At 74.5% G+C, this 18693-nt stretch carries 15 protein-coding genes; 5 read left to right on the top strand and 10 right to left on the bottom strand.

All coding sequences use genetic code 11. From position 1 onward, the window contains the following. Window positions 1–15: 15 nt before the first annotated feature. Both ACFVFQ_RS09495 and ACFVFQ_RS09490 read left to right on the top strand, forming a co-directional pair. Window positions 16–2298: an acetate--CoA ligase family protein gene (locus tag ACFVFQ_RS09495; RefSeq protein ID WP_383411399.1), complete on the top strand. Its 2283-nt coding sequence runs from the start codon at window positions 16–18 to the stop codon at window positions 2296–2298. A 49-nt stretch (window positions 2299–2347) separates the two neighbouring features. Further along, complete coding sequence (locus tag ACFVFQ_RS09490) at window positions 2348–3220, top strand: enoyl-CoA hydratase/isomerase family protein (protein ID WP_383411396.1); 873 nt, start codon at window positions 2348–2350, stop codon at window positions 3218–3220. Window positions 3221–3265: 45 nt separating this feature from the next. Here ACFVFQ_RS09490 and ACFVFQ_RS09485 read toward each other — a convergent pair whose 3' ends face one another. Both ACFVFQ_RS09485 and ACFVFQ_RS09480 read right to left on the bottom strand, forming a co-directional pair. Then, on the bottom strand, window positions 3266–3910 hold the full coding sequence (locus ACFVFQ_RS09485) for a hypothetical protein (protein ID WP_383411393.1): 645 nt from the start codon (window positions 3908–3910) through the stop codon (window positions 3266–3268). Beyond that, window positions 3907–4515: an RNA polymerase sigma factor gene (locus tag ACFVFQ_RS09480; protein WP_383411390.1), complete on the bottom strand. Its 609-nt coding sequence runs from the start codon at window positions 4513–4515 to the stop codon at window positions 3907–3909. The genes ACFVFQ_RS09485 and ACFVFQ_RS09480 overlap by 4 nt, the downstream gene beginning before the upstream one ends. A gap of 186 nt (window positions 4516–4701) precedes the next feature. Here ACFVFQ_RS09480 and ACFVFQ_RS09475 point away from each other — a divergent pair, with 186 nt between their 5' ends. After that, the gene (locus ACFVFQ_RS09475) at window positions 4702–5337 is read left to right on the top strand and encodes a flavin reductase family protein (RefSeq protein WP_383411387.1); all 636 of its coding nucleotides are present in this window, start codon (window positions 4702–4704) and stop codon (window positions 5335–5337) included. A gap of 100 nt (window positions 5338–5437) precedes the next feature. Here ACFVFQ_RS09475 and ACFVFQ_RS09470 read toward each other — a convergent pair whose 3' ends face one another. The 4 genes from ACFVFQ_RS09470 to ACFVFQ_RS09455 all read right to left on the bottom strand — a co-directional run bounded on the left by ACFVFQ_RS09470 (window position 5438) and on the right by ACFVFQ_RS09455 (window position 10253). Beyond that, a complete protein-coding gene (locus ACFVFQ_RS09470; protein WP_383411384.1) occupies window positions 5438–6763 on the bottom strand; it encodes an MFS transporter in 1326 nt (441 codons plus the stop codon). A gap of 84 nt (window positions 6764–6847) precedes the next feature. After that, a complete protein-coding gene (locus ACFVFQ_RS09465) occupies window positions 6848–7921 on the bottom strand; it encodes an alcohol dehydrogenase catalytic domain-containing protein (protein ID WP_383411381.1) in 1074 nt (357 codons plus the stop codon). Then, window positions 7918–9126: an acyl-CoA dehydrogenase family protein gene (locus ACFVFQ_RS09460; RefSeq protein ID WP_383411379.1), complete on the bottom strand. Its 1209-nt coding sequence runs from the start codon at window positions 9124–9126 to the stop codon at window positions 7918–7920. The genes ACFVFQ_RS09465 and ACFVFQ_RS09460 overlap by 4 nt, the downstream gene beginning before the upstream one ends. A 212-nt stretch (window positions 9127–9338) precedes the next feature. Continuing rightward, complete coding sequence (locus tag ACFVFQ_RS09455) at window positions 9339–10253, bottom strand: SDR family oxidoreductase (RefSeq protein ID WP_383411376.1); 915 nt, start codon at window positions 10251–10253, stop codon at window positions 9339–9341. A 172-nt stretch (window positions 10254–10425) separates the two neighbouring features. On the opposite strand from ACFVFQ_RS09455, the gene ACFVFQ_RS09450 reads away from it, so the two are divergent. Next, a complete protein-coding gene (locus ACFVFQ_RS09450; protein WP_383411373.1) occupies window positions 10426–11352 on the top strand; it encodes a cyclase family protein in 927 nt (308 codons plus the stop codon). A gap of 340 nt (window positions 11353–11692) precedes the next feature. Here ACFVFQ_RS09450 and ACFVFQ_RS09445 read toward each other — a convergent pair whose 3' ends face one another. From ACFVFQ_RS09445 to ACFVFQ_RS09435, 3 genes are all read right to left on the bottom strand, one after another. Continuing rightward, the gene (locus tag ACFVFQ_RS09445; RefSeq protein WP_383411370.1) at window positions 11693–12166 is read right to left on the bottom strand and encodes an ATP-binding protein; all 474 of its coding nucleotides are present in this window, start codon (window positions 12164–12166) and stop codon (window positions 11693–11695) included. Between the two features lie 478 nt (window positions 12167–12644). Beyond that, a complete protein-coding gene (locus tag ACFVFQ_RS09440; RefSeq protein ID WP_383411367.1) occupies window positions 12645–13607 on the bottom strand; it encodes an acyl-CoA dehydrogenase family protein in 963 nt (320 codons plus the stop codon). A gap of 7 nt (window positions 13608–13614) precedes the next feature. After that, the gene (locus ACFVFQ_RS09435; protein WP_383411364.1) at window positions 13615–14769 is read right to left on the bottom strand and encodes an acyl-CoA dehydrogenase family protein; all 1155 of its coding nucleotides are present in this window, start codon (window positions 14767–14769) and stop codon (window positions 13615–13617) included. Window positions 14770–14945: 176 nt separating this feature from the next. Here ACFVFQ_RS09435 and ACFVFQ_RS09430 point away from each other — a divergent pair, with 176 nt between their 5' ends. Beyond that, entirely contained in the window at window positions 14946–16535 is a 1590-nt protein-coding gene (locus tag ACFVFQ_RS09430; protein WP_383411361.1) for a class I adenylate-forming enzyme family protein, read from the top strand. Here the strand turns inward: ACFVFQ_RS09430 and ACFVFQ_RS09425 are convergent. After that, window positions 16523–18682 (bottom strand): hypothetical protein, encoded by a 2160-nt coding sequence (locus ACFVFQ_RS09425; protein WP_383411358.1) that lies wholly within the window; start codon window positions 18680–18682, stop codon window positions 16523–16525. The genes ACFVFQ_RS09430 and ACFVFQ_RS09425 overlap by 13 nt on opposite strands. Window positions 18683–18693 lie beyond the last annotated feature (11 nt).

The raw sequence follows: 18693 nt of genomic DNA, 5'->3' as shown, positions 1-18693 counted from the left end.
GAGCGGGCGTCTGCGATGCTTGGATCGACTCACGGCACCCTCACCACGCACTCCCGGCCGGCCCGCGTCGTGGCCTGCGGGGAGCATCCACCCCACACCGTCCACGGCATCAGCGACACCGACGGAGCCGACGGTCCGCGGCTCCTCAACGGCGGTGCGGGGGCGGGCGGTTCGGTCGGCGCCGACCTGGACGTCAGCGGGCGCCCGCTGCACGCGCCGGTGCCGGACCTGGACCGCTTCTTCCGGCCCGAGTCGGTGGCGGTGATCGGCGCCTCCGACCGCGAAGGCCGGCCCAACACCGGCATCACCCGCCAGTTGATCGCCTGGGCGGAGCGGGTCGGCGCCCGGCTGCACCCCGTCAACCCCGGACGGGAGCGGGTCTTCGGGCTGGTCTGCTACCCGGGCGTCGCCGAGCTGCCGGAGACCGTCGACCTCGCCGTGCTGCTGGTCGGTGACCCGCTTCCGGTCATCGACGAACTGGACCGGGCCAAGGTGAAGTTCGCCGTCGCGTTCGCCTCCGGTTTCGCCGAGACCGGCCGGGACGGGGCAGCCGCCCAGGCCCGGCTGGCCGAGGCGGTCGCCCGCTCCGACCTGCGGCTGCTCGGGCCGAACACCAACCTCAACGCCTTCGAGCGGTTCCGCGACGACCTCGAAGGGCCGGCCATCGCCCTGATCACGCAGTCGGGCCACCAGGGCAGGCCGGTCTTCACCCTCCAGGAGCTGGGCGTCCGCCTCTCGCACTGGGCACCGACCGGCAACGAGGCCGATCTGGAGACCGCCGACTTCCTCTCCTACTTCGCCTCCCGTCCGGAGGTCGGCGCGATCGCCGCGTATGTGGAAGGACTCAAGGACGGCCGCAGCTTCCTGCTCGCCGCCGACCGCGCGGCCCGTAACAAGGTGCCGGTGGTCGTCGTCAAGGTCGGCCGCACCGAGGCCGGCGCCAAGACCGCCGCCTCGCACACCGGCAAACTCACCGGCGCGGACGAGGTGGTGGACGCCGCGCTGCGGCAGTTCGGCGTGATCCGGGTGGACGGCCTGGACGAGCTCCAGGACACCGCGGCGCTGTTGGCCCGGGCCCGCAAACCCACCGCCGAGGGCGTCGCCATCTATTCGATCTCCGGTGGCACCGGCGCGCACTTCGCCGACCTGGCGACCGCGGCGGGCCTGCCGCTGCCCACCCTCTCCGACGCCAAGCAGGCCGAACTCCACCAGTGGATACCCGACTACCTCCACGTCGCCAACCCGATCGACAACGGCGGGCATCCGGTGGGCGACTGGCGCGGCCGCAAGATCATCGACGCGCTGCTCGCCGACCCCGCCGTCGGCGTGCTGATCTGCCCGATCACCGGCCCCTTCCCGCCGATGAGCGACAAGCTGGCGCAGGACCTCGTGGACGCGGCCGAGCGGACCGACAAGCTGGTCTGCGTCGTCTGGGGCTCGCCGGTGGGCACCGAGGACGCCTATCGCCGCACCCTCCTCGGCTCCTCCCGGGTCGCGACCTTCCGCACCTTCGCCAACTGCATCACCGCCGTCCGCGCCTACCTGGACCACCACCGCTTCACCGCCGACTACCGCTCCCCCTTCGACGACGCCCCCCGCGCGGCCTCCCCGGCCGTCCGCAAGGCCCGGATGCTGCTCCAGCCGGGCCAGCAGCTCAGCGAGCACGGGGCCAAGCAACTGCTGCGCGCCTACGGCATCCGCGTGCCGCGCGAGCAGTTGGTGACCAGCGCCGCCGCGGCCGTCCGGGCGGCGAGCCAGGTCGGTTATCCGGTGGTGATGAAGGGCTCCGGGCCACAGCTCGCCCACAAGACCGAACTCGGCCTCGTCAAGATCGCCTTGACCTCCGCCAGCCAGGTCCGCGACGCCTACCGCGAGCTGACCGACATCGCCCGCTACGAGGACCAGCCGCTGGACGGCGTCCTGGTCTGCCAGATGGTCGAGCGGGGCGTCGAGATGGTCGTCGGCGTCACCCCCGACCCGCTCTTCGGGCCGACCGTCTCCGTCGGCCTGGGCGGGGTGCTCGTGGAGGTCCTGCGGGACATCGCGGTGGGCGTGCCGCCCTTCGGGGAGGCCCGCGCCCGCGCCATGCTCCGCGAACTGCGCGGCCACGCCCTCCTGGAAGGCGTCCGGGGGATGCCGCCCGCCGACACCGACGCGCTGGTCGAGACCGTGCTGCGGGTGCAGCGGATGGCTCTGGAACTCGACGGCGAACTGGCCGAGTTGGACATCAATCCGCTGGTCGTGCTTCCCCGCGGCCAGGGCGCCGTCGCACTGGACGCGCTCGCGATCTGCCACTGACCGCCGCGCCGGCACCCCCGACCGCCCCTTCTCCTGGAGTCGCTCCCCCATGTCGCCCGCACCGTCCCCCCGTTCCGCAACCGCCACCGACCCGGCCCCGGCGGCACCCGCCGCCGAACCCACTGCCGAACCCGTCGATTCCTTGATACTCCACACCACTGACAACGGCGTCGTCACGCTCACCCTCGACCGCCCCGACGCCCTCAACGCGCTCACCCCCGCCATGCGCGAACGCCTCATCGACCACCTCGCCGCCGCCTCCGCCGCCCCCGACGTCCGGGCCGTGCTGCTCACCGGCACCGGCAAGGGCTTCTGCTCCGGTGCGGACCTGCGCGGCGCGCCGTCCGCCGGCGACCGGGTCGCCGGCGATGTCGCGCGGCTGCTCCGCGGCGGCGCCCAACGGCTCGTCGGCGCCGTGTTGGACTGCGAGAAGCCGGTGCTCGCCGCCGTCAACGGCACCGCCGCGGGGCTCGGCGCGCATCTGGCGTTCGCCTGCGATCTGGTGCTGGCCGCCGAATCGGCCCGGTTCATCGAGGTGTTCGTGCGCCGCGGCCTGGTCCCGGACGGGGGCGGCGGCTATCTGCTGCCGCGGCTGATCGGCCCGCAGCGCGCCAAGGAGCTGATGTTCTTCGGCGACGCGGTGCCGGCCGCCGAGGCCGCGCGGCTGGGGCTGGTCAACCGGGTCGTACCGGACGGTGAGTTGGCGGGCACCGCCCGGCAGTGGGCCGAGCGGCTCGCCGCCGGCCCCACCCGGGCCCTCGCCCTCACCAAGCAGCTGGTGAACGCCTCGCTCGACGGCGACCGCGCGACGGCGCTGGCCGCCGAGGCCGCCGCACAGGAGATCAACATGACGACGGCCGATGCACAGGAGGGCGTCGCCTCGTTCGTGGCCCGCCGCCGGCCCATGTTCCGGGGGAGGTGAGCGGACGGGTGCGGGGTCGCCCCGCCCCCGTTCACCTGGGCCCGCTCAACCACCGCCGCCCGTAGGGCAGTTCGGCACCTCGCGGGTATTACGGGTGCGCACCCCCGGCAGCCACCCCTGCGCCCCTTGGGCGGTGCGGACCCGGTACCACCGGCTGGAGGTGATGCCCTGCTCGTCCCGCACCAACTGGCCGTCCGTGATCACGCACCGGGCGGCCAGCACCTGCCCGTGCCAGACCCGTCCCGCGGTGTTCCCCGGTGCGGCGTACGGACGGTGCGGGTCCTCGGCCAGCCGCAGCGCGCACTCCAGGGTGTGCGGCGCGCGGCACGCGGCCTCGCTGTTGTAGACCGTGAGCGGCACCGTCGTCGGCGGCCCGGCCGGCCGGACGTCCACCGCCCCCGGCCGCCACACCAGCCACCACACCCCCAGCACGACCGCCGCCACCGCCACCACGGCCGCCGCCGCGACGAAGTACGGCCGCCGGCGCGGCAATCCGGGCGCGGGGGCACCGCCCCGGGGTGCCGGGACCCTCCCCCGCCGGCCCGCCGCCGGCTCCCTGACCCGCTCCCACAGGCCGGCGGGCGCCTCGATCTCCTCGTCGGCCGCCCGCAGCCTGGCCCGCAGCAACGCCTCGGCCTCGCCCTGCCCACCCGGCCCGTACCGCGATCCCGCGCCCACCGTGCCGCTCACCTCCCGGCCCACCCGTGTTCCGATTCAACGAGGTACGCGCGCAACCTGTCCAGGGCGCGGGCCCGGTGGCGGGCGGCGGTGCCCCGGTGCACCTTCATGATCTTCGCGGCTTGATCGAGGGTGTACCCGTCCAGATCGACGAGGATCACGATGCCCGCCTGCCGGTGGGAGAGCCGCCCCAGCAACCGCACCGCCTCCAACTCCGCGTGTCGGCGCGCCACTCCGCCGTCCCACTGGTCGAGCCCCGCGCCGAGCCCCGGCCCGTCCGGTCGCGCCACCTCCGCCACCTCCTCCACCAGCACCTGCCGCCGCTCCCTGCGGTGGGCGTCCCGGGCGACGCTGAGGACGGCGGTGAAGGCGTAGGCGTACGGCTCCGGGTGGGCGAGGAGGCGCTGGGGGCGGGCGGCCAGCTTGAGGTACGCCTCGTGCACCACGTCCTCGGCGGACTGCCTGGTGCCGGCCAGCATCACGGCCCGCCGGTAGAGCCGCGGCAGCAGCCCGCAGAAGACCTCGTCGAACGCCTCCAACGCCCCGGCCCGCCCGGCGGAGCGGGCATCGCGAGCCCCTGCCGCCTGCCCGCAGGGCGGCGGTGACGCATCGGCCATACCGGAACACTCCCCCGTACTTGGCTACGGCTCGGCCGAGGTGGAAGGTACCCGAGCGCTCGGCGGCCAATCAGGAACGCGCCCCCAACTTCCCCCCAATTTCCTTACTAGAGCGCGCCCTTGCACGCCAAACCACCCGTGCGAGTGGCGTCCCACCCCTTCCAACCTGACACTCCATCAGATTCAATGGAAGACATGATGGGACACGCGGGAATGGCGGCCACGGCCGTCCGCTATCTGCGCTCCGTAGGCGCCCCCACCACCGCGCCGGTGGCCACCAACGCCCCCGCCGCGCCCCGCCCCGCGCTGCGCGCCGTCCGCGACGACGAGCGCGCCCCCCTGGACCCGGCCGAATTCCGGTCCGTGCTGGGCCACTTCGCGAGCGGCCTCACGATCATCACGGCCCCCGGCGAGCCGGGCCCGGCCGGCTTCGCCTGCCAGTCCTTCGCCTCGCTCTCCCTGGACCCGCCCCTGGTGGCGTTCATGGTGGGCCGCACCTCGACGACCTGGCCGCGGCTGGCGCGGGCCGGCGCGTTCTGCGTCAACGTCCTCGGCGCCGAACAGGACGCACTGTGCCGCGCGTTCGCGGTCAGCGGCGCCGACAAGTTCGCCGGCGTCCGGCACACCCCGGCCCCCGCGACCGGCTCCCCCCGCCTCGCCGACGTCCCCGCCTGGATCGACTGCACGATCCACGCCGTCCACACCGGCGGCGACCACCTCATCGTCGTCGGCCGCGTCGAGGCCCTCGGCACCGACCCGAACGCCGCCGACCGGGGCCCGCTCCTCTTCCACCGGGGCGCCTTCGGCCGGCTCGCCCCGTAGGGCCGCGGGCCGGCGCCCCCAACGCGCCGCCCACCGCGCCGAGTTCCGGCCCGCTCCAAGGCCGGGACTCCACGGCGGGCGTCCGCCACCACGGCACGCTTCAGGTACGCGCCCCCGCCCGCCCCCGCAGCACCAGCGCCATCAGCGCCGCCAGCGCGCACAGGGCGCCCGAGGCGTACCAGACCGGGTCGTAGGTGCCGAACGCGTCGCGGGCCAGACCGCCCAGGTAGGCGATGAGGGCCGCGCCCACCTGGTGGGCGGCGAGGACCCAGCCGAAGACGATGGCGCTGTCCTCCCCGTAGTAGAGGCGGCACAGGGCGAGGGTCGGCGGCACGGTCGCGACCCAGTCGAGGCCGTAGAAGACGATGAAGAAGACCATCGGGGGATGGACGGTGCTGGAGAGCAGGACGGGGAGGAAGAGGAGGGAGAGGCCGCGGAGGCCGTAGTAGACGGCGAGCAGGCGACGGGTGTCGAAGCGGTCGGTGAGCCAGCCGGAACCGACGGTGCCGGCGATGTCGAAGATGCCGATCACGGCCAGCAGCGAGGCGGCCGCGGTCATCGGCATGCCGTGATCGTGGGCGGCCGGCACGAAGTGGGTCTTGACCAGGCCGTTCGTGGTGGCGCCGCAGATCGCGAAGGTGCCGGACAGCAGCCAGAACGGCCCCGTCTTGGCCGCCGAGACCAGGATGCGCAGGGCCCGGCGGGCGGCGCCGTGCCGCGGCGGCGGCTTGGGCACGAACTCCTCGGCCCCGTACGGGCGCACGCCGACGTCCGCGGGATGGTCGCGCAGCAGCAGCCAGACCAACGGGACGACGGCGAGGGCGGCCAGCGCGACGGTCACCGCGGCCGGGCGCCAGGAGTGCCGCTCGACGATCATCGACAGCAGTGGCAGGAAGATCAGTTGACCGGAGGCGCCGGCGGCGGTCAGCACGCCGGTGACCAGGCCGCGGCGGGCGACGAACCAGCGGTTGGTGACGGTCGCGGCCAGCGCCAGCGCCATGGAGCCGCTGCCCAGGCCGACCAACACGCCCCAGAGCAGGATCAGTTGCCAGCTCGCGGTCATGTAAACGGTGAGGCCGGCGCCGACCGCGATCACGGTCAGCGCGGCGGCCGCCACCCGACGGATGCCGAAGCGGTCCATCAGGGCGGCCGCGAACGGCGCGGTCAGCCCGTAGAGGGCGAGATTGACCGAGACCGCAAAGCCGATGGTGCCGCGCGACCAGTGGAACTCGTCATGCAGCGGATCGATCAACAGGCCGGGCAGCGAGGCGAAGCCGGCCGCGCCGATCAGGGTGAGGAAGGTGACGGCGGCGACCGACCAGGCCCGGTGCGGCCGCCGACGACGGGCGGGGGAAGGGCCGGGCGGCGGCCCCGCGCTCGCGGGGGCCTCGGCGCGTACGGGCAGATCGGGCGAGGTGTGAGTCACCCCAGCAGCTTCGGCGAGGCGGGGGCGGCCGGACGAGTGGCCGGAGGGACAGGGCTCAACAGGATCGGGCCAACACCCCTCCGGCTACTCCCCGAACACCAGCACCGCCCGCGCCACCCGCCCGTGGTGCGCGTCGTCCGCCGCCTTGGCGAAGTCCTCGACCCCGTACGTCGCGGTCACCAACTCGTCCAGCAGCAGCCGGCGTTCCTCGTACAGCCGGGCGTAGAGGGCGATGTCCCGTTGGGGGCGGGAGGAGCCGTAGCGGCAACCGAGGATGGACTTGTCCAGGTACAAGGAGGAGACCAGGAACGACGCCTCGGCGGCGGCCGGCGGGACGCCCAGCAGCACCGCCTGCCCGTGCCGGTCCAGCACGTCGATCGCCTGCCGGATCAGCCGGGTGCTGCCCACGCACTCGAAGGCGTGGTCGGCCCCGGTCGGCAGGATCTCCTTCACCGCCCGCACGCCGTCCGGCACCGCCGAGGCGTCGACGAAGTGCGTCGCGCCGAACTGTCGCGCCGCCGCCTCCTTCGCGGGGTTGGCGTCCACCGCGACGATCACCGAAGCACCCGCCAGCCGCGCGCCCTGGAGGACGTTGAGACCGATCCCGCCGGCCCCGATCACCACCACCGACTCCCCGCGGTCCACCCGCGCCCGGTTCAGCACCGCCCCCACGCCGGTCAGCACCCCGCACCCGATCAGCGCCGCCGAGGTCAGCGGCACCGACTTCGGGATCTTCACGGCCTGCACCGCCTTGACGACCGTGCGCTGGGCGAACGCCGAGTTGGAGGCGAAGTTGAACAGCTCCGCTCCGCCCCGCCGAAAGGGCTTCCCCGGCATCCCGATCGCCTTGCGGCACATCGTCGGCCGTCCCCGGTCGCACTCCGCGCAGGTCCCGCAGTTCGCCAGCGTCGACAGCGCCACATGGTCCCCGGGCACCACATGCACCACTCCCGGCCCGACGGCCTCCACGACCCCCGCGCCCTCATGTCCCAGCACCACCGGCACCGGAAACGGAATCGTGCCATCGATCACCGACAGGTCGCTGTGACACAACCCGGCCGCCCGGATGCCCACCAGCACCTCGCCCGGCCCCGGATCGCGCACCTGAAGATCGCCCACGACCCGGACCTGCTCGCCGTCGAATATGACGCCCTTCATTCCCGCTCCGCTCCGGGCATTTCCCGCTCCGCTCTGGGCAGGCCGAGCACCCGCTCGGCGATGATGTTGCGCTGGATCTCGTCCGAGCCGCCGTAGATCGTGTCGGCCCGGGTGAACAGGAACAGCCGTTGCAGCGCATCGAGTTGATACGGCTCCTCGGCGGACCAGTCGCCGGGCCCCACCGCCGCGACGGCCCCCCGCACCGCCATCGCCAGCTCCCCCAGCCGCCGGTGCCACCCGCCCCACAACAGCTTCGCCACGCTCGGCGCCCCCGCATCACCCCCCGCCAACGTCCGCAACGCGTTCCACCGCATCACCTTCAACGCGGCCCACTGCGCCACCAGTTGCTCCCGCAGCACCGGATCGCGCACCGCCCCGCCCCGCACCGCCTCCCCCACCACCTCCGCCAACTCCCCCGCGAACCCGATCTGCTGCACGAGCGTCGACACCCCCCGCTCCCGCGCCAACAGCCCCATCGCCACCCGCCACCCCCGGCCCGCACCGCCCACCACGTGATCGGCACGCGCCACCGCCCCGTCGAAGAACACCTCGTTGAACTCCGCGGTCCCGGTCATCTGCCGGATCGGCCGCACCTCGATCCGCCCCGGCTGGTCCATCGGCACCAACAGGAACGACAGCCCCCGATGCCGCCGCTGCGCGCGGTCCGTCCGCGCCAGTACGAAGCACCAGTCGGCCTCCGCCGCCAACGAGGTCCACACCTTCTGCCCGCTGATCCGGTACCGGCCACCGTCCGGGACCGCCACGGTCCGCAGCCCCGCCAGGTCCGACCCGGCCCCCGGCTCGCTGTACCCCTGGCACCACAGTTCCTCGCCCCGCGCCACGGCCGGCAGGAACCGCCTCCGCTGCGCCTCGTCCCCGTACGCGATCAACGTCGGCGCCAGCAGGTTCTCCCCGATGTGCCCCACCCGCCCCGGCGCCCCCGCCCGCGCGTACTCCTCGGCCCACACCACCTGCTGCGCCAACGACCCGGCCCGGTTCCCGAACCGCCCGTGCGTCCGGTCCCACCCCAACCCGATCCAGCCCCCACCCCCCAACTCCCGCTCCCACTCCCGTCGAACCCCCACCCCCACATGCTCACTGCCGGGCCCACCCGCCGCCCCCAACGCGGCAAACGGCCCCACCACATGCCCCACCAACCACTCCCGCGCTTCCCGCCTAAACGCCTCATCCTCGACCTCAAACACCGAACCCCTCCCTCCCCCAGCAACCACAACCCACCAACTCCCCACCCACCAACGGGAGGTGACGGGCCGGAGGGGTGGGGTGTCCGGACGTAAAGCGAAGCAGTCCGGACACCCCACCCCGGAGGCCCGTCACCGCCCCCCGAAAGCCCCGGGCAGCGGCTCCGCCCGCCGCAGGCGCCACGGCGGGACAGCCGAAGACGACGCCAAGAGACTTACGCATTCGGCCGCTCCGCGGCCTCGGCCGCCCGAGCCATCTCCGCCAACTGCGCCAGCATGGGCATCGGATCGACCCCCACCGATCCCGCCACGACTTCGACGACCCGCTCCGGCGTCCACCCGCCCTCGTCGGCATAAACGGAGCGCAGCTCCCTAGGCTGGGCCCACACCGCGATCTTCGGCCCGGCCACCGTGTAGACCTGCCCGGTGACCCCGTCCTGCCGTGCCCGGTCGCTCAACAGGTAGACCACGAACGCCGCGACGTCCTCCGGCTCCCCGATCTCCTTGAGCTCCATCGGCACGTTGGCCGACATCCGGGTCCGGGCGACGGGCGCCACCGCGTTGGCGGTGACCCCGTACTTGTGCAGGCCCAGCGCCGCGCTGCGCACCAGCGAGATGATTCCGCCCTTGGCGGAGGCGTAGTTGGCCTGGGCGACGCTGCCCTGGTGGTTGCCGCTGGTGAAGCCGATCAGCGTGCCGGACTTCTGCTTGCGCATCACGGCCGCGGCGGCACGGAAGACCGTGAAGGTGCCCTTGAGGTGGGTGGCGACCACCGGGTCCCACTCCTCCTCGGACATGTTGAAGAGCATCCGCTCGCGCAGGATGCCGGCCACGCACACCACGCCGTCGATCCGCCCGTACTCGGCGAGCGCGGTGTCCACGATCCGCTGCCCGCCGGCCATCGTGGAGACGTCGTCGGCGACCGCAACGGCGCTGCCCCCGGCCGCCGTTATCTCCTTGACCACCGCCGCCGCGACCTCGCTGCTGGGCTCGCCGCCCCCGATGGCGACGCCGTAGTCGTTGACCACCACCTTCGCGCCCTCGGCGGCCGCCGCGAGGGCGACCGCCCGCCCGATGCCGCGGCCGGCCCCCGTGACGGCGACCACCTTGCCGGCCAAGAAGTTCCCCATGCCGCGCCCCTTCCCACGGTTTCTGACGGACCGTTAGATTTTTGAGCACGCGCCGGCCGAGCACAAGACCCCGAACACGAGCCGTACGAGACGCCCCACACGAGCCGTACGACCCCAACGCCAGCAGTACAAACACCCGGGCGCCGCCCACCACGCCTCCCCAAGGAGCCCCATGCCCCTCCCCCAGGAGTTCCACGACATCGCCCGGCGCGTGAACAACTGGGGCCGCTGGGGCCCGGACGACGAGCTCGGCACCCTGAACCTGATCACCCCGGACGTGGTGCGCGCCGCCGCCGCGACCGTCCGCAGCGGCCACCGGGTCCCCCTGGCGCTGCCGCTTTCGCACGACGGCGTGCAGACCGGCCTGATCCCGGGGCGGATCAACCCGCTGCACACCATGGTCGCCATCAACCACGAGCTCTTCGGCCCGGGCACCGTCGCCACCTCCGACGACACCGTCACCATGGGCCTCCAGGCCGCCACCCACTGGGACGGCCTGGCCCATGTCTCGCACTCCGGCCGGCTCTACAACGGCCGTCCCGCAGACACCGTCACCGCGCACCGCGGCGCCACCGCGGTCGGCATCGAGAAGGCCACCCCGATCGTCTCCCGCGGGGTGTTGCTGGACGTGGCCCGGGCCCGCGGCACCGACCGGCTGCCGCCCGGGCACGCGGTGACCCCGGAAGACCTCTCCGCCGCCGAGGAGTTGGCCGGGACGCGGGTCCACTCCGGCGATGTCCTCCTGGTCCGCACCGGGCACCTGACGCACTACCTGGCCGGTGACCGGGAGGCGTACGCGTTCCCGTCGCCCGGGCTCTCGCTGCGCGCCCCGGAGTGGTTCCACGCCCGCGAGGTGGCCGCGGTCGCCAACGACACCCTGACCTTCGAGGTCTTCCCGCCGGAGATCGAGGGGCTGTGGCTGCCGGTGCACGCCCTGCACCTGGTCGAGATGGGCATGCTCCAGGGCCAGAACTGGAACCTGGAGGAGCTGTCGCGGGCTTGCGCGCAGGAGGGGCGCTACGCCTTCCTCCTGTCCGCGCCGGCGGAGCCGTTCGTCGGCGCCACCGGCGCCCCGGTCGCACCGGTGGCGGTGCTGTGAGAGCCCAACCCGGCGCCCGGGCCGGCCAGGTGGCGGCGCGCGGTGCGCGCCCCGAGCACGGCACCGTGGACCGCCACCCGACTCCGGCAGCGATCCGCACTCGTCAAGGCCGCGGGCCCCTGGCACTTCGCGAGGGACGGCCGGTCCGACGCGACGGCACCCGGGCCCGGCCCCCCGGACCCGTACCCGTACCCGGCGCACCGCACGCACGGCGCGCCGACCCGCTGTGGCCTTGACGTCCCCTCACGGCGACATCGCTCCCCCAAGACTGATCACCGGCCCACGCCGCGTCAACACCTGGTCTGGACTAATTCCGCGCCTGGCGAACCGATTCAGCGGCTTACGCCCGGTTTGTCGCGGCGCAGTGCGGGTCGTACGCCCCCAGGTCCGCGCCGGCCGCCATCAGCAGCGCCTGCCCGCGGTCCACTTCGCACCAGATCCGCTTGCCGGCACCCTCGCGCTGCCAACCCCAGCGGTCCGCAAGGCCGTCGACCAACTCCAGACCGCGCCCGTTGGTGTCCTCGCCGTCCGCGTGCCGGGGCCGCGGCGGACGCGCGCTGGTGTCCACCACCTCGACCCGTACGGTGCCCACCACGGCACCACTGCCGGAGAAGCACAGCCGCACCCGGGCCGACGCACCGGTGTGCACCACGGCGTTGGTGACCAGCTCGGAGATCAGCAGGATCAGCGTCTCGGCGAGCGGCTCGTCCGCCCCTATGCCCGATCCCGCGAGCCGCGACCTGGCCCACCGCCGGGCCCGCCCCACTTCCGAGGGGTCGGGCCGCACTTCCAACTGCACCTGAAGCACCTGCACCGCTCACACCATCCGAACCGGCGGAAACATCGCCTCGCGCCTCCACGGAGTCACGGTGCGTGACTCCGGCGAAGCACAGCATGGTTGACGTTCAGTCACCGCAACAACCGCTTCGGGCATATTCCAGCGCAAGGGAGTATGCGTGCGGCATACTGTGCGACGCACAGCGCGGGGAGTCGAACATGGGGGGTCGTCGGGGCCTGGCCCACGGCGAGCGGTGCGCACTCGGGAGCCCGGAGCCGTCCGTCGGACAGCACCGCAACTACTGCGCCACAGAACCACTCGCACCCCACGGAGCGTACCCGAGCGCGCCCCTGACTCCCCCCTGCGACGAGTCACGCCTAGGACACAACCCGATATCGACCCTGCGTGACCACTTATGCGTGCGGGGTCTGACATTTCGCACCGCGGGTGCCAGAGTCTGACATCGCCGTCCATGCGACGCTCCGTGAGCAACGGCGAACGCCGACACGCTCCGTCACTCCCTCACCAAGGCGTCCGCCAGCCGCTCCTCCGCCTCCCGCGCACCACCCCAGCTCTCGGCCCGCAACCAGGCCCGTTTCAGGTGCAGATGGACATCGGCCTCCCAGGTGAAGCCGATCCCGCCGTGCACCTGGAGGCAGTCTTGGGCGTTGCGCACCGCGGCCTGGTCCGCCAACAGCTTGGCGCCCACGGCGTCGAGGGCGTCCCCGGTGACCGCCGCCGCATAGACCGCGGCCCGGGCCACCTCGGCGCGGACCAGCATCTCCGCGCACAGGTGCTGCACCGCCTGGAACGAGCCGATGGCCGCGCCGAACTGGGTGCGCCGGCGGGCGTGCTCGACGGCCAGCTCCACCGTGCGGGCCGCGCTGCCCAGTTGCTGGGCGGCGGTCAGCAGCGCCGCCTCCCGGCGCAGCCGGGCCGCGTCCAGACCGGCGAGCGGGGCGGTGCGCGGCGGGTCGAGGACGCGGGCCAGCGGGGTCAGCGGGTCGACGGAGGTGACCGGGGCGCGGCCGACCTCGGCGGGTGCGCAGCGGTAGGCCCGCCCGGCACGGCCCGGCTCCCCCGCCTCCAGGAGCACCAACGCCTCGCAGTCGTCCGGGTGTTCCCAGTACACCGGGTCGCCCGCGGCGTCGCACAGCCCGACGATCCGCTCGCCGGTGGCCGCCCCGTCCACCACCCCCGCCAGCAGCAGCCCGGCCACCAACGGCCCCGGCAGCAGCGCCCGGCCGGCCTCCTCGAAGACCAAGACCGCCTCCGGCAGCCCCAGTCCGACCCCGCCGTCGGCCTCCGACAGTCGCAGCGCGAAGAACCCGGCGTCGGCCAGCTCCCGCCACAGCCCGCGGTCCAGCGCCGGGGCGTCGACGGCCGCGCGCAGCCGGTCCCGGTCGAAGCGGCCGGCCAGCAGCTCCCGGGTGCCGTCCCGCAACGCCCGCTGGTCCGCGTCGAGTTGGAAGCGCACCCGCGCCTCACCGCCCCTTCGGCAGGCCGAGGATCCGCTCGGCGACGATGTTCCGTTGGATCTGCGAGGTGCCCGCGGCGATGGTGTACGCCAGGGCGGAGAGCCGGTCGGTGACCCAGGGGTGGTCGGCGTCCAACGCCCGGCCGCCGAGCACCTCGGCGGCCGCGTCGTAGAGCTCCTGGCGGGCGTGCGAGTAGCGCAGCTTGAAGACCGAGCCGCCGGTGCCGGGGACGCCGCCGGTGCGCTGCCCCTCGCTGACGTTCCACTGGGTCAGCCGCCACAGCGCGGCGAACTCGGCGTTCAGCCGGCCCAGTCGGCGGCGGAGCACCGCGTCGCCCCAGCGACCGCCCGCGCGAGCGGCGCGGGCCAGTTCGGCGAGCACCCGGCGGCAGGCCACCACCTCGCCGACGAAGGCGGTGCCGCGCTCGAAGGAGAGCGTCACCATCGTCACCCGCCAGCCGTCGTGCTCGGCGCCGATGCGGTTGGCAACCGGGATCCGGACCTCGTCGAGGAAGACCTCGGCGAACTCCGTGGAGCCGGCCGGCGTCCGCAGCGGCCGCACCGTCACCCCGGGGGCGTCCATCGGCATCGCCAACCAGCTGATGCCGCGGTGCCGGGGGGCGTCCGGGTCGGTGCGGACGAGCAGTTCGCACCAGTCGGCGACCTCGGCGTGCGAGGTCCAGAGCTTGGCGCCGGTCACCACGTAGTCGTCGCCGTCCCGGACCGCCCGGGTGCGCAGCGCGGCCAGGTCGGAGCCGGCCTCCGGCTCGCTGAAGCCCTGGCACCAGATCTCCTCGCCGCGCAGGATCGGCGGCAGCCAGCGGGCCCGCTGGGCGGCGGTGCCCTCGGCGGCGATGGTGGGGCCGGCGTGCAGCAGTCCGACGAAGTTGGCGCCGACGTACGGGGCGCCGGCCCGCTCGGTCTCCTCCAGGAAGATCAGGTGCTGGGTCGGGGTGGCGCCCCGCCCTCCGGCGTCGACCGGCCAGTGCAACCCGGCGTACCCGGCCTCGTACAACATCCGTTGCCAGGCCGCGTCGTACGCCCGCCGGCCGGGCCAGTCGGTGGCCGCCGGCTTGGGCGGCAGCTCGGGCAGCACCTCGGCGAGCCAGGCCCGCAGCCGGGAACGGAAGGCTTCCTCCTCCTCGGTGTCACTGAGGTCCACTGTGTCCCCTCGCCCGCATCGATCGGCCGCACCCCGAATATCTGACTGAGTGTCAGATTGATGAGTCGACCCCAGGCTAGCCCCGCCCCCCTGGCCCGACAAGACGTCGGGTCGTACGCTCGGGGGGCCATCTGACGAAGCGTCAAATAACCGCTGTGCCTGTCGTGGAGGGCGCGATGACCGGCAGCACCCTGTGGAACCTGGTCGCCTGGCGCGCCGCCCGTACGCCCGACGCCCTCGCCCTCGTCCAGGGCGCTCCGGCCGCCCGGGACGAGCGCCGGATCACCTTCGGCGCGCTGCGCGGGCGCGCCGAACGGGTCGCCGCCGGGCTGGCCGCGCGCGGCGTCGGGCCCGGCAGCCGGGTCGTCTGGCAACTGCCCACCCGCATCGAAACGGTGCTGATCAGCCTGGCCCTGGCCCGGCTCGGCGCGGTGCAGAGCCCGGTCCTGCCGCTCTACCGCGACCACGAACTGGGCCAGGTGCTGCGCCGCACCCGCGCCGCCTTCGTCCTCGTCCCCGGCACCCGGCGCAGCGTCGACCACACCGCGATGGCGCACCGCCTGGCCCGCCAACTCCCCGTGCCACCCCGCGTCATCGAGGCGTACGACGTCCTGCCGGACGGCGACCCGGCCGCCCTACCCCCGCCGCCCACCGACCCCGACGCACCCCGCTGGATCTACTGGACCTCCGGGACCACCGCCGCCCCGCGCGGCGTGCTGCACACCGACCGCAGCCTGCGCACCGCCGGCGAGTGCCTGGCCGTCGCACTCCGCCTGGGCCCCGCCGACGTCGGCTCGATGGCCTTCCCGTACGCCCATGTCGCCGGCCCCGACTACACCGTGATGCTGCTCCGGCACGGCATCCCGGCCGTCCTGCTGGAGCACTTCGCGCTGCCCGCCGCCCTGGCCCCCTACCGCCGCCACCGGGTCACCGTCGCCGGCGGCTCCACCGCCTTCTACTCCCTCTTCCTCGCCGAGCAGCGCAAACTCCCCGCCGGCCGGCGGCTGTTGCCGGACCTGCGACTGCTAGCCGGGGGCGGCGCCCCCCTGCCGCCCGCGCTGTACCACGAGGTGGTGGCCGAACTGGGCTGCCAGCTCACCCACGGCTACGCCCTCACCGAGGCCCCGATGGTCACCATGGGCGACCCGCGCGACGACGCCGAACTGCTGGCCACCACCGACGGGCGCCCACCCGCCGGCATGGAGATCAAGATCGCGCCCGGGAACGGGGAGATACTGCTGCGCGGCCCGGCCGTCTGCCGCGGCTACCTGGACGAGCCCGGGCCGTTCGACGCCGACGGCTTCCTGCGCACCGGCGACACCGGCCGCCTCACCCCCACCGGCCACCTGGTGATCACCGGCCGCCTGAAGGACATCATCATCCGCAAGGGCGAGAACATCTCCGCCCGGGAGGTCGAGGACCTCCTCTACCGGCATCCGGACATCGCCGACGCCGCGGTCGTCGGGCTGCCGGACCCGGAACGCGGGGAGCTGGTCTGCGCCGTGGTCGAACAGCCCCCGGGGGCGGGCGCGTTGACGCTCAGCGCCGTCGTCTCCCATCTGCTCGCCCAGGGGCTCGCCCGGCACAAACTGCCGGAACGGCTGGAGGTGCTCCCGGAACTGCCGCGCGGCGCGACCCTGCGCAAGGTGCTCAAGCAGGAGCTGCGGGAGCGGTTCGGCGGGACCGGCCGCCGGTCCGGGGGAAGACGGACCGCGGACGCCACCGCAGCACCCCCATCAGGCCGTGCAACCGGCTACTTGGGCTGATAGGAGCTGCTCGCCTCCGCGTACAGCCGGTCCACCTCGGCCCGGCCGGACTGGGGGCCCATGACCAGGACGACGTGGTAGCGGCCGTCGCGGATCATCGCGAGGTTGCGGGCGTAGACCGGGCGGCCGTCGCCGTCCTTCCAGGTGAAGGTGGCCTCGGCCATCGCCGTCTGCCCCACGTCGATGCGCCGCTGCCCGGATATCTCCGACCAGCTGGCGGCGCGGTAGGCCGCCAACTCGGGCTCGGTGTCCTGCTGGTAGGCCGACGGGTCGGTGCCGAACTGCGCGGTGGCGTCGCGGCCGGGGACCACCAGCAGCTGGTAGCCCCCGCCGGCGTAGTGCACCCGGCCGTGGTCCGTGCCGGGGCTGCGCTGCCAGCCCTTGCGCACCGCGATCCGGAACCCGGCGGGGTCCGTGCGGAGTTCGAACCCCGGGGCGACCGTCCCGGGGGCGGTGGTCTGTGGCTCGCCGGAGCCCGGCGTGCGGCCGGCGCCCTTGCCGTCGGTGCCGTCGCCCTGGCCGGGCGAGGGGGCGGGGCTGCTGCCGGGGGTGGTGCCAGAGCTGCCGGAGAGGTCCGCGCCGGACGGCCCACCCGCCGCGTCCGCCCCGGACTTGGGCAGGAACACCATGGCGTAGGCGATCCCGGCCACCACCATCAGCAGGATCGCGGCGAGCAGCACCCGCCCCAGGCTGCGCGGCGCCCGCGGCCCCCGCCCCCCGCGCGCCCGCTGCGGCACCGGCCCGACCCCGACCTGCCCCAGCAGCTCAGCGGACTCCGGTGCCCAGGCGGTCGAACGCCCGCCGGAGCGGGGGGTCTTGGCCGACCGGGGCGGCGCGGACCGCGGCCGGGGCGCGGTCGCCGCCCGGCCCACGGGGGCGCCCCCCGGCCGTTCGAGACCGCCCCGGAACCGCTTCGGCCGCCGCTGGCGGACCAGTTCGCCCCGGCGCCTAAGGATCGGCAGCCGGCGCGGGTCCGCGGGCCCCTCCAGCGCCGGCAGGGTCACCAGCCGGCGGCCCAGATCGGGCTCCGGCGCCGTCCGCACCAGCGCCCGCAGCCGGCCGCGCAACTCCTCGGCCGCCGGCCGCCCGGCCGGATCCCGGCACAGCAGCTCCTCGATGAGCGGGCGCAGCGCCCCGGCCTCCCCGGCCTCGGCGGGCGGCCGCGCGCCCACCAGCCGGACCAGCTCGGCGGCGCTCTCCTCCGGGAACGGCGGCCGGCCCTGCACCGCGCGGAACAACAGGGCACCCACCGCCCACAGATCGGCGGCCGGCCCCGCCGGCTCCTCGTCGCCCACCGGCCCGGCCCGCTCCGGCGCCCAGCGCTCGGTGACCGGGCCGACCATCGCCAGCCGCGCCTGCCGGGCCCGCTCGGCGGCGAGCCCGGTCAACCCCGCGCCCACGCCCTCTGCCGCGCCCTCGACGACCGTCTCCCCGCCGCCGCCCGCCTTGACCAGCGAAACCACCGCCGCCGCCGGCTCCTTGGGCATCGGGTCGTACCCGCACAGCGCCTCCTGGGCCGCGCCGACCGCCAGCCCCGTCAGCACGGCCCGGCCGTCGTCGCAGACCAGGACCGTGTCGGCGGTGACGTTGTGGTGGCTCCAGCCGTGTGCGTGCAGGGCGCGCAGCGCGGTCAGCAGGTCGGCGGCGATCTCCGCGGCGCGGTGCGGGCTCAGCGTCCGCCCGTCGAGCAGCGCGGACAGCGGGCGGGCGGGCAGGAGTTCGCCGACGATCCACAGGCTGCCGTCCTGCGCGAAGACATCGAAGACCTGGTCCAGCAGCGGGTGGTCGGGGAGTTGGGCGGCGGCCGTGGCGGCCCCAAGAGCGCGGCGGACGGCCGGGTCCCGGGGGGTGCGGTCGGCGCCCGCCGGGGCGCCCGGGCCGAGCGCCCCGCGGCCACCGCCGCCGAAACCGTCCTTGGCCCGCCCGTCCGCGAAGGCGCCGTCCGTGAACCGCCCGTCCGCGAACTCCCCGTCCGCGGCCGGCACCTCGGCCTCCACCACCTCCGGCAGCGGCACCTGACGGACGGCCACGGCCTGCCCGCTGTAGGTGTCGAACGCCCGGATCGCGCCGCTGTGTCCGGCGGACGCCTCCCCGTAGGACGCCTCGTCACCGGGCGGCGCGGACAGGCGATAACGCTCGGCGAGCATGCGCCCCTGAA

This window comes from Streptomyces sp. NPDC057743, assembly GCF_042798755.1.
Taxonomy (GTDB): domain Bacteria; phylum Actinomycetota; class Actinomycetes; order Streptomycetales; family Streptomycetaceae; genus Streptomyces.
This window is presented reverse-complemented; position numbering and strand designations above follow the sequence as displayed.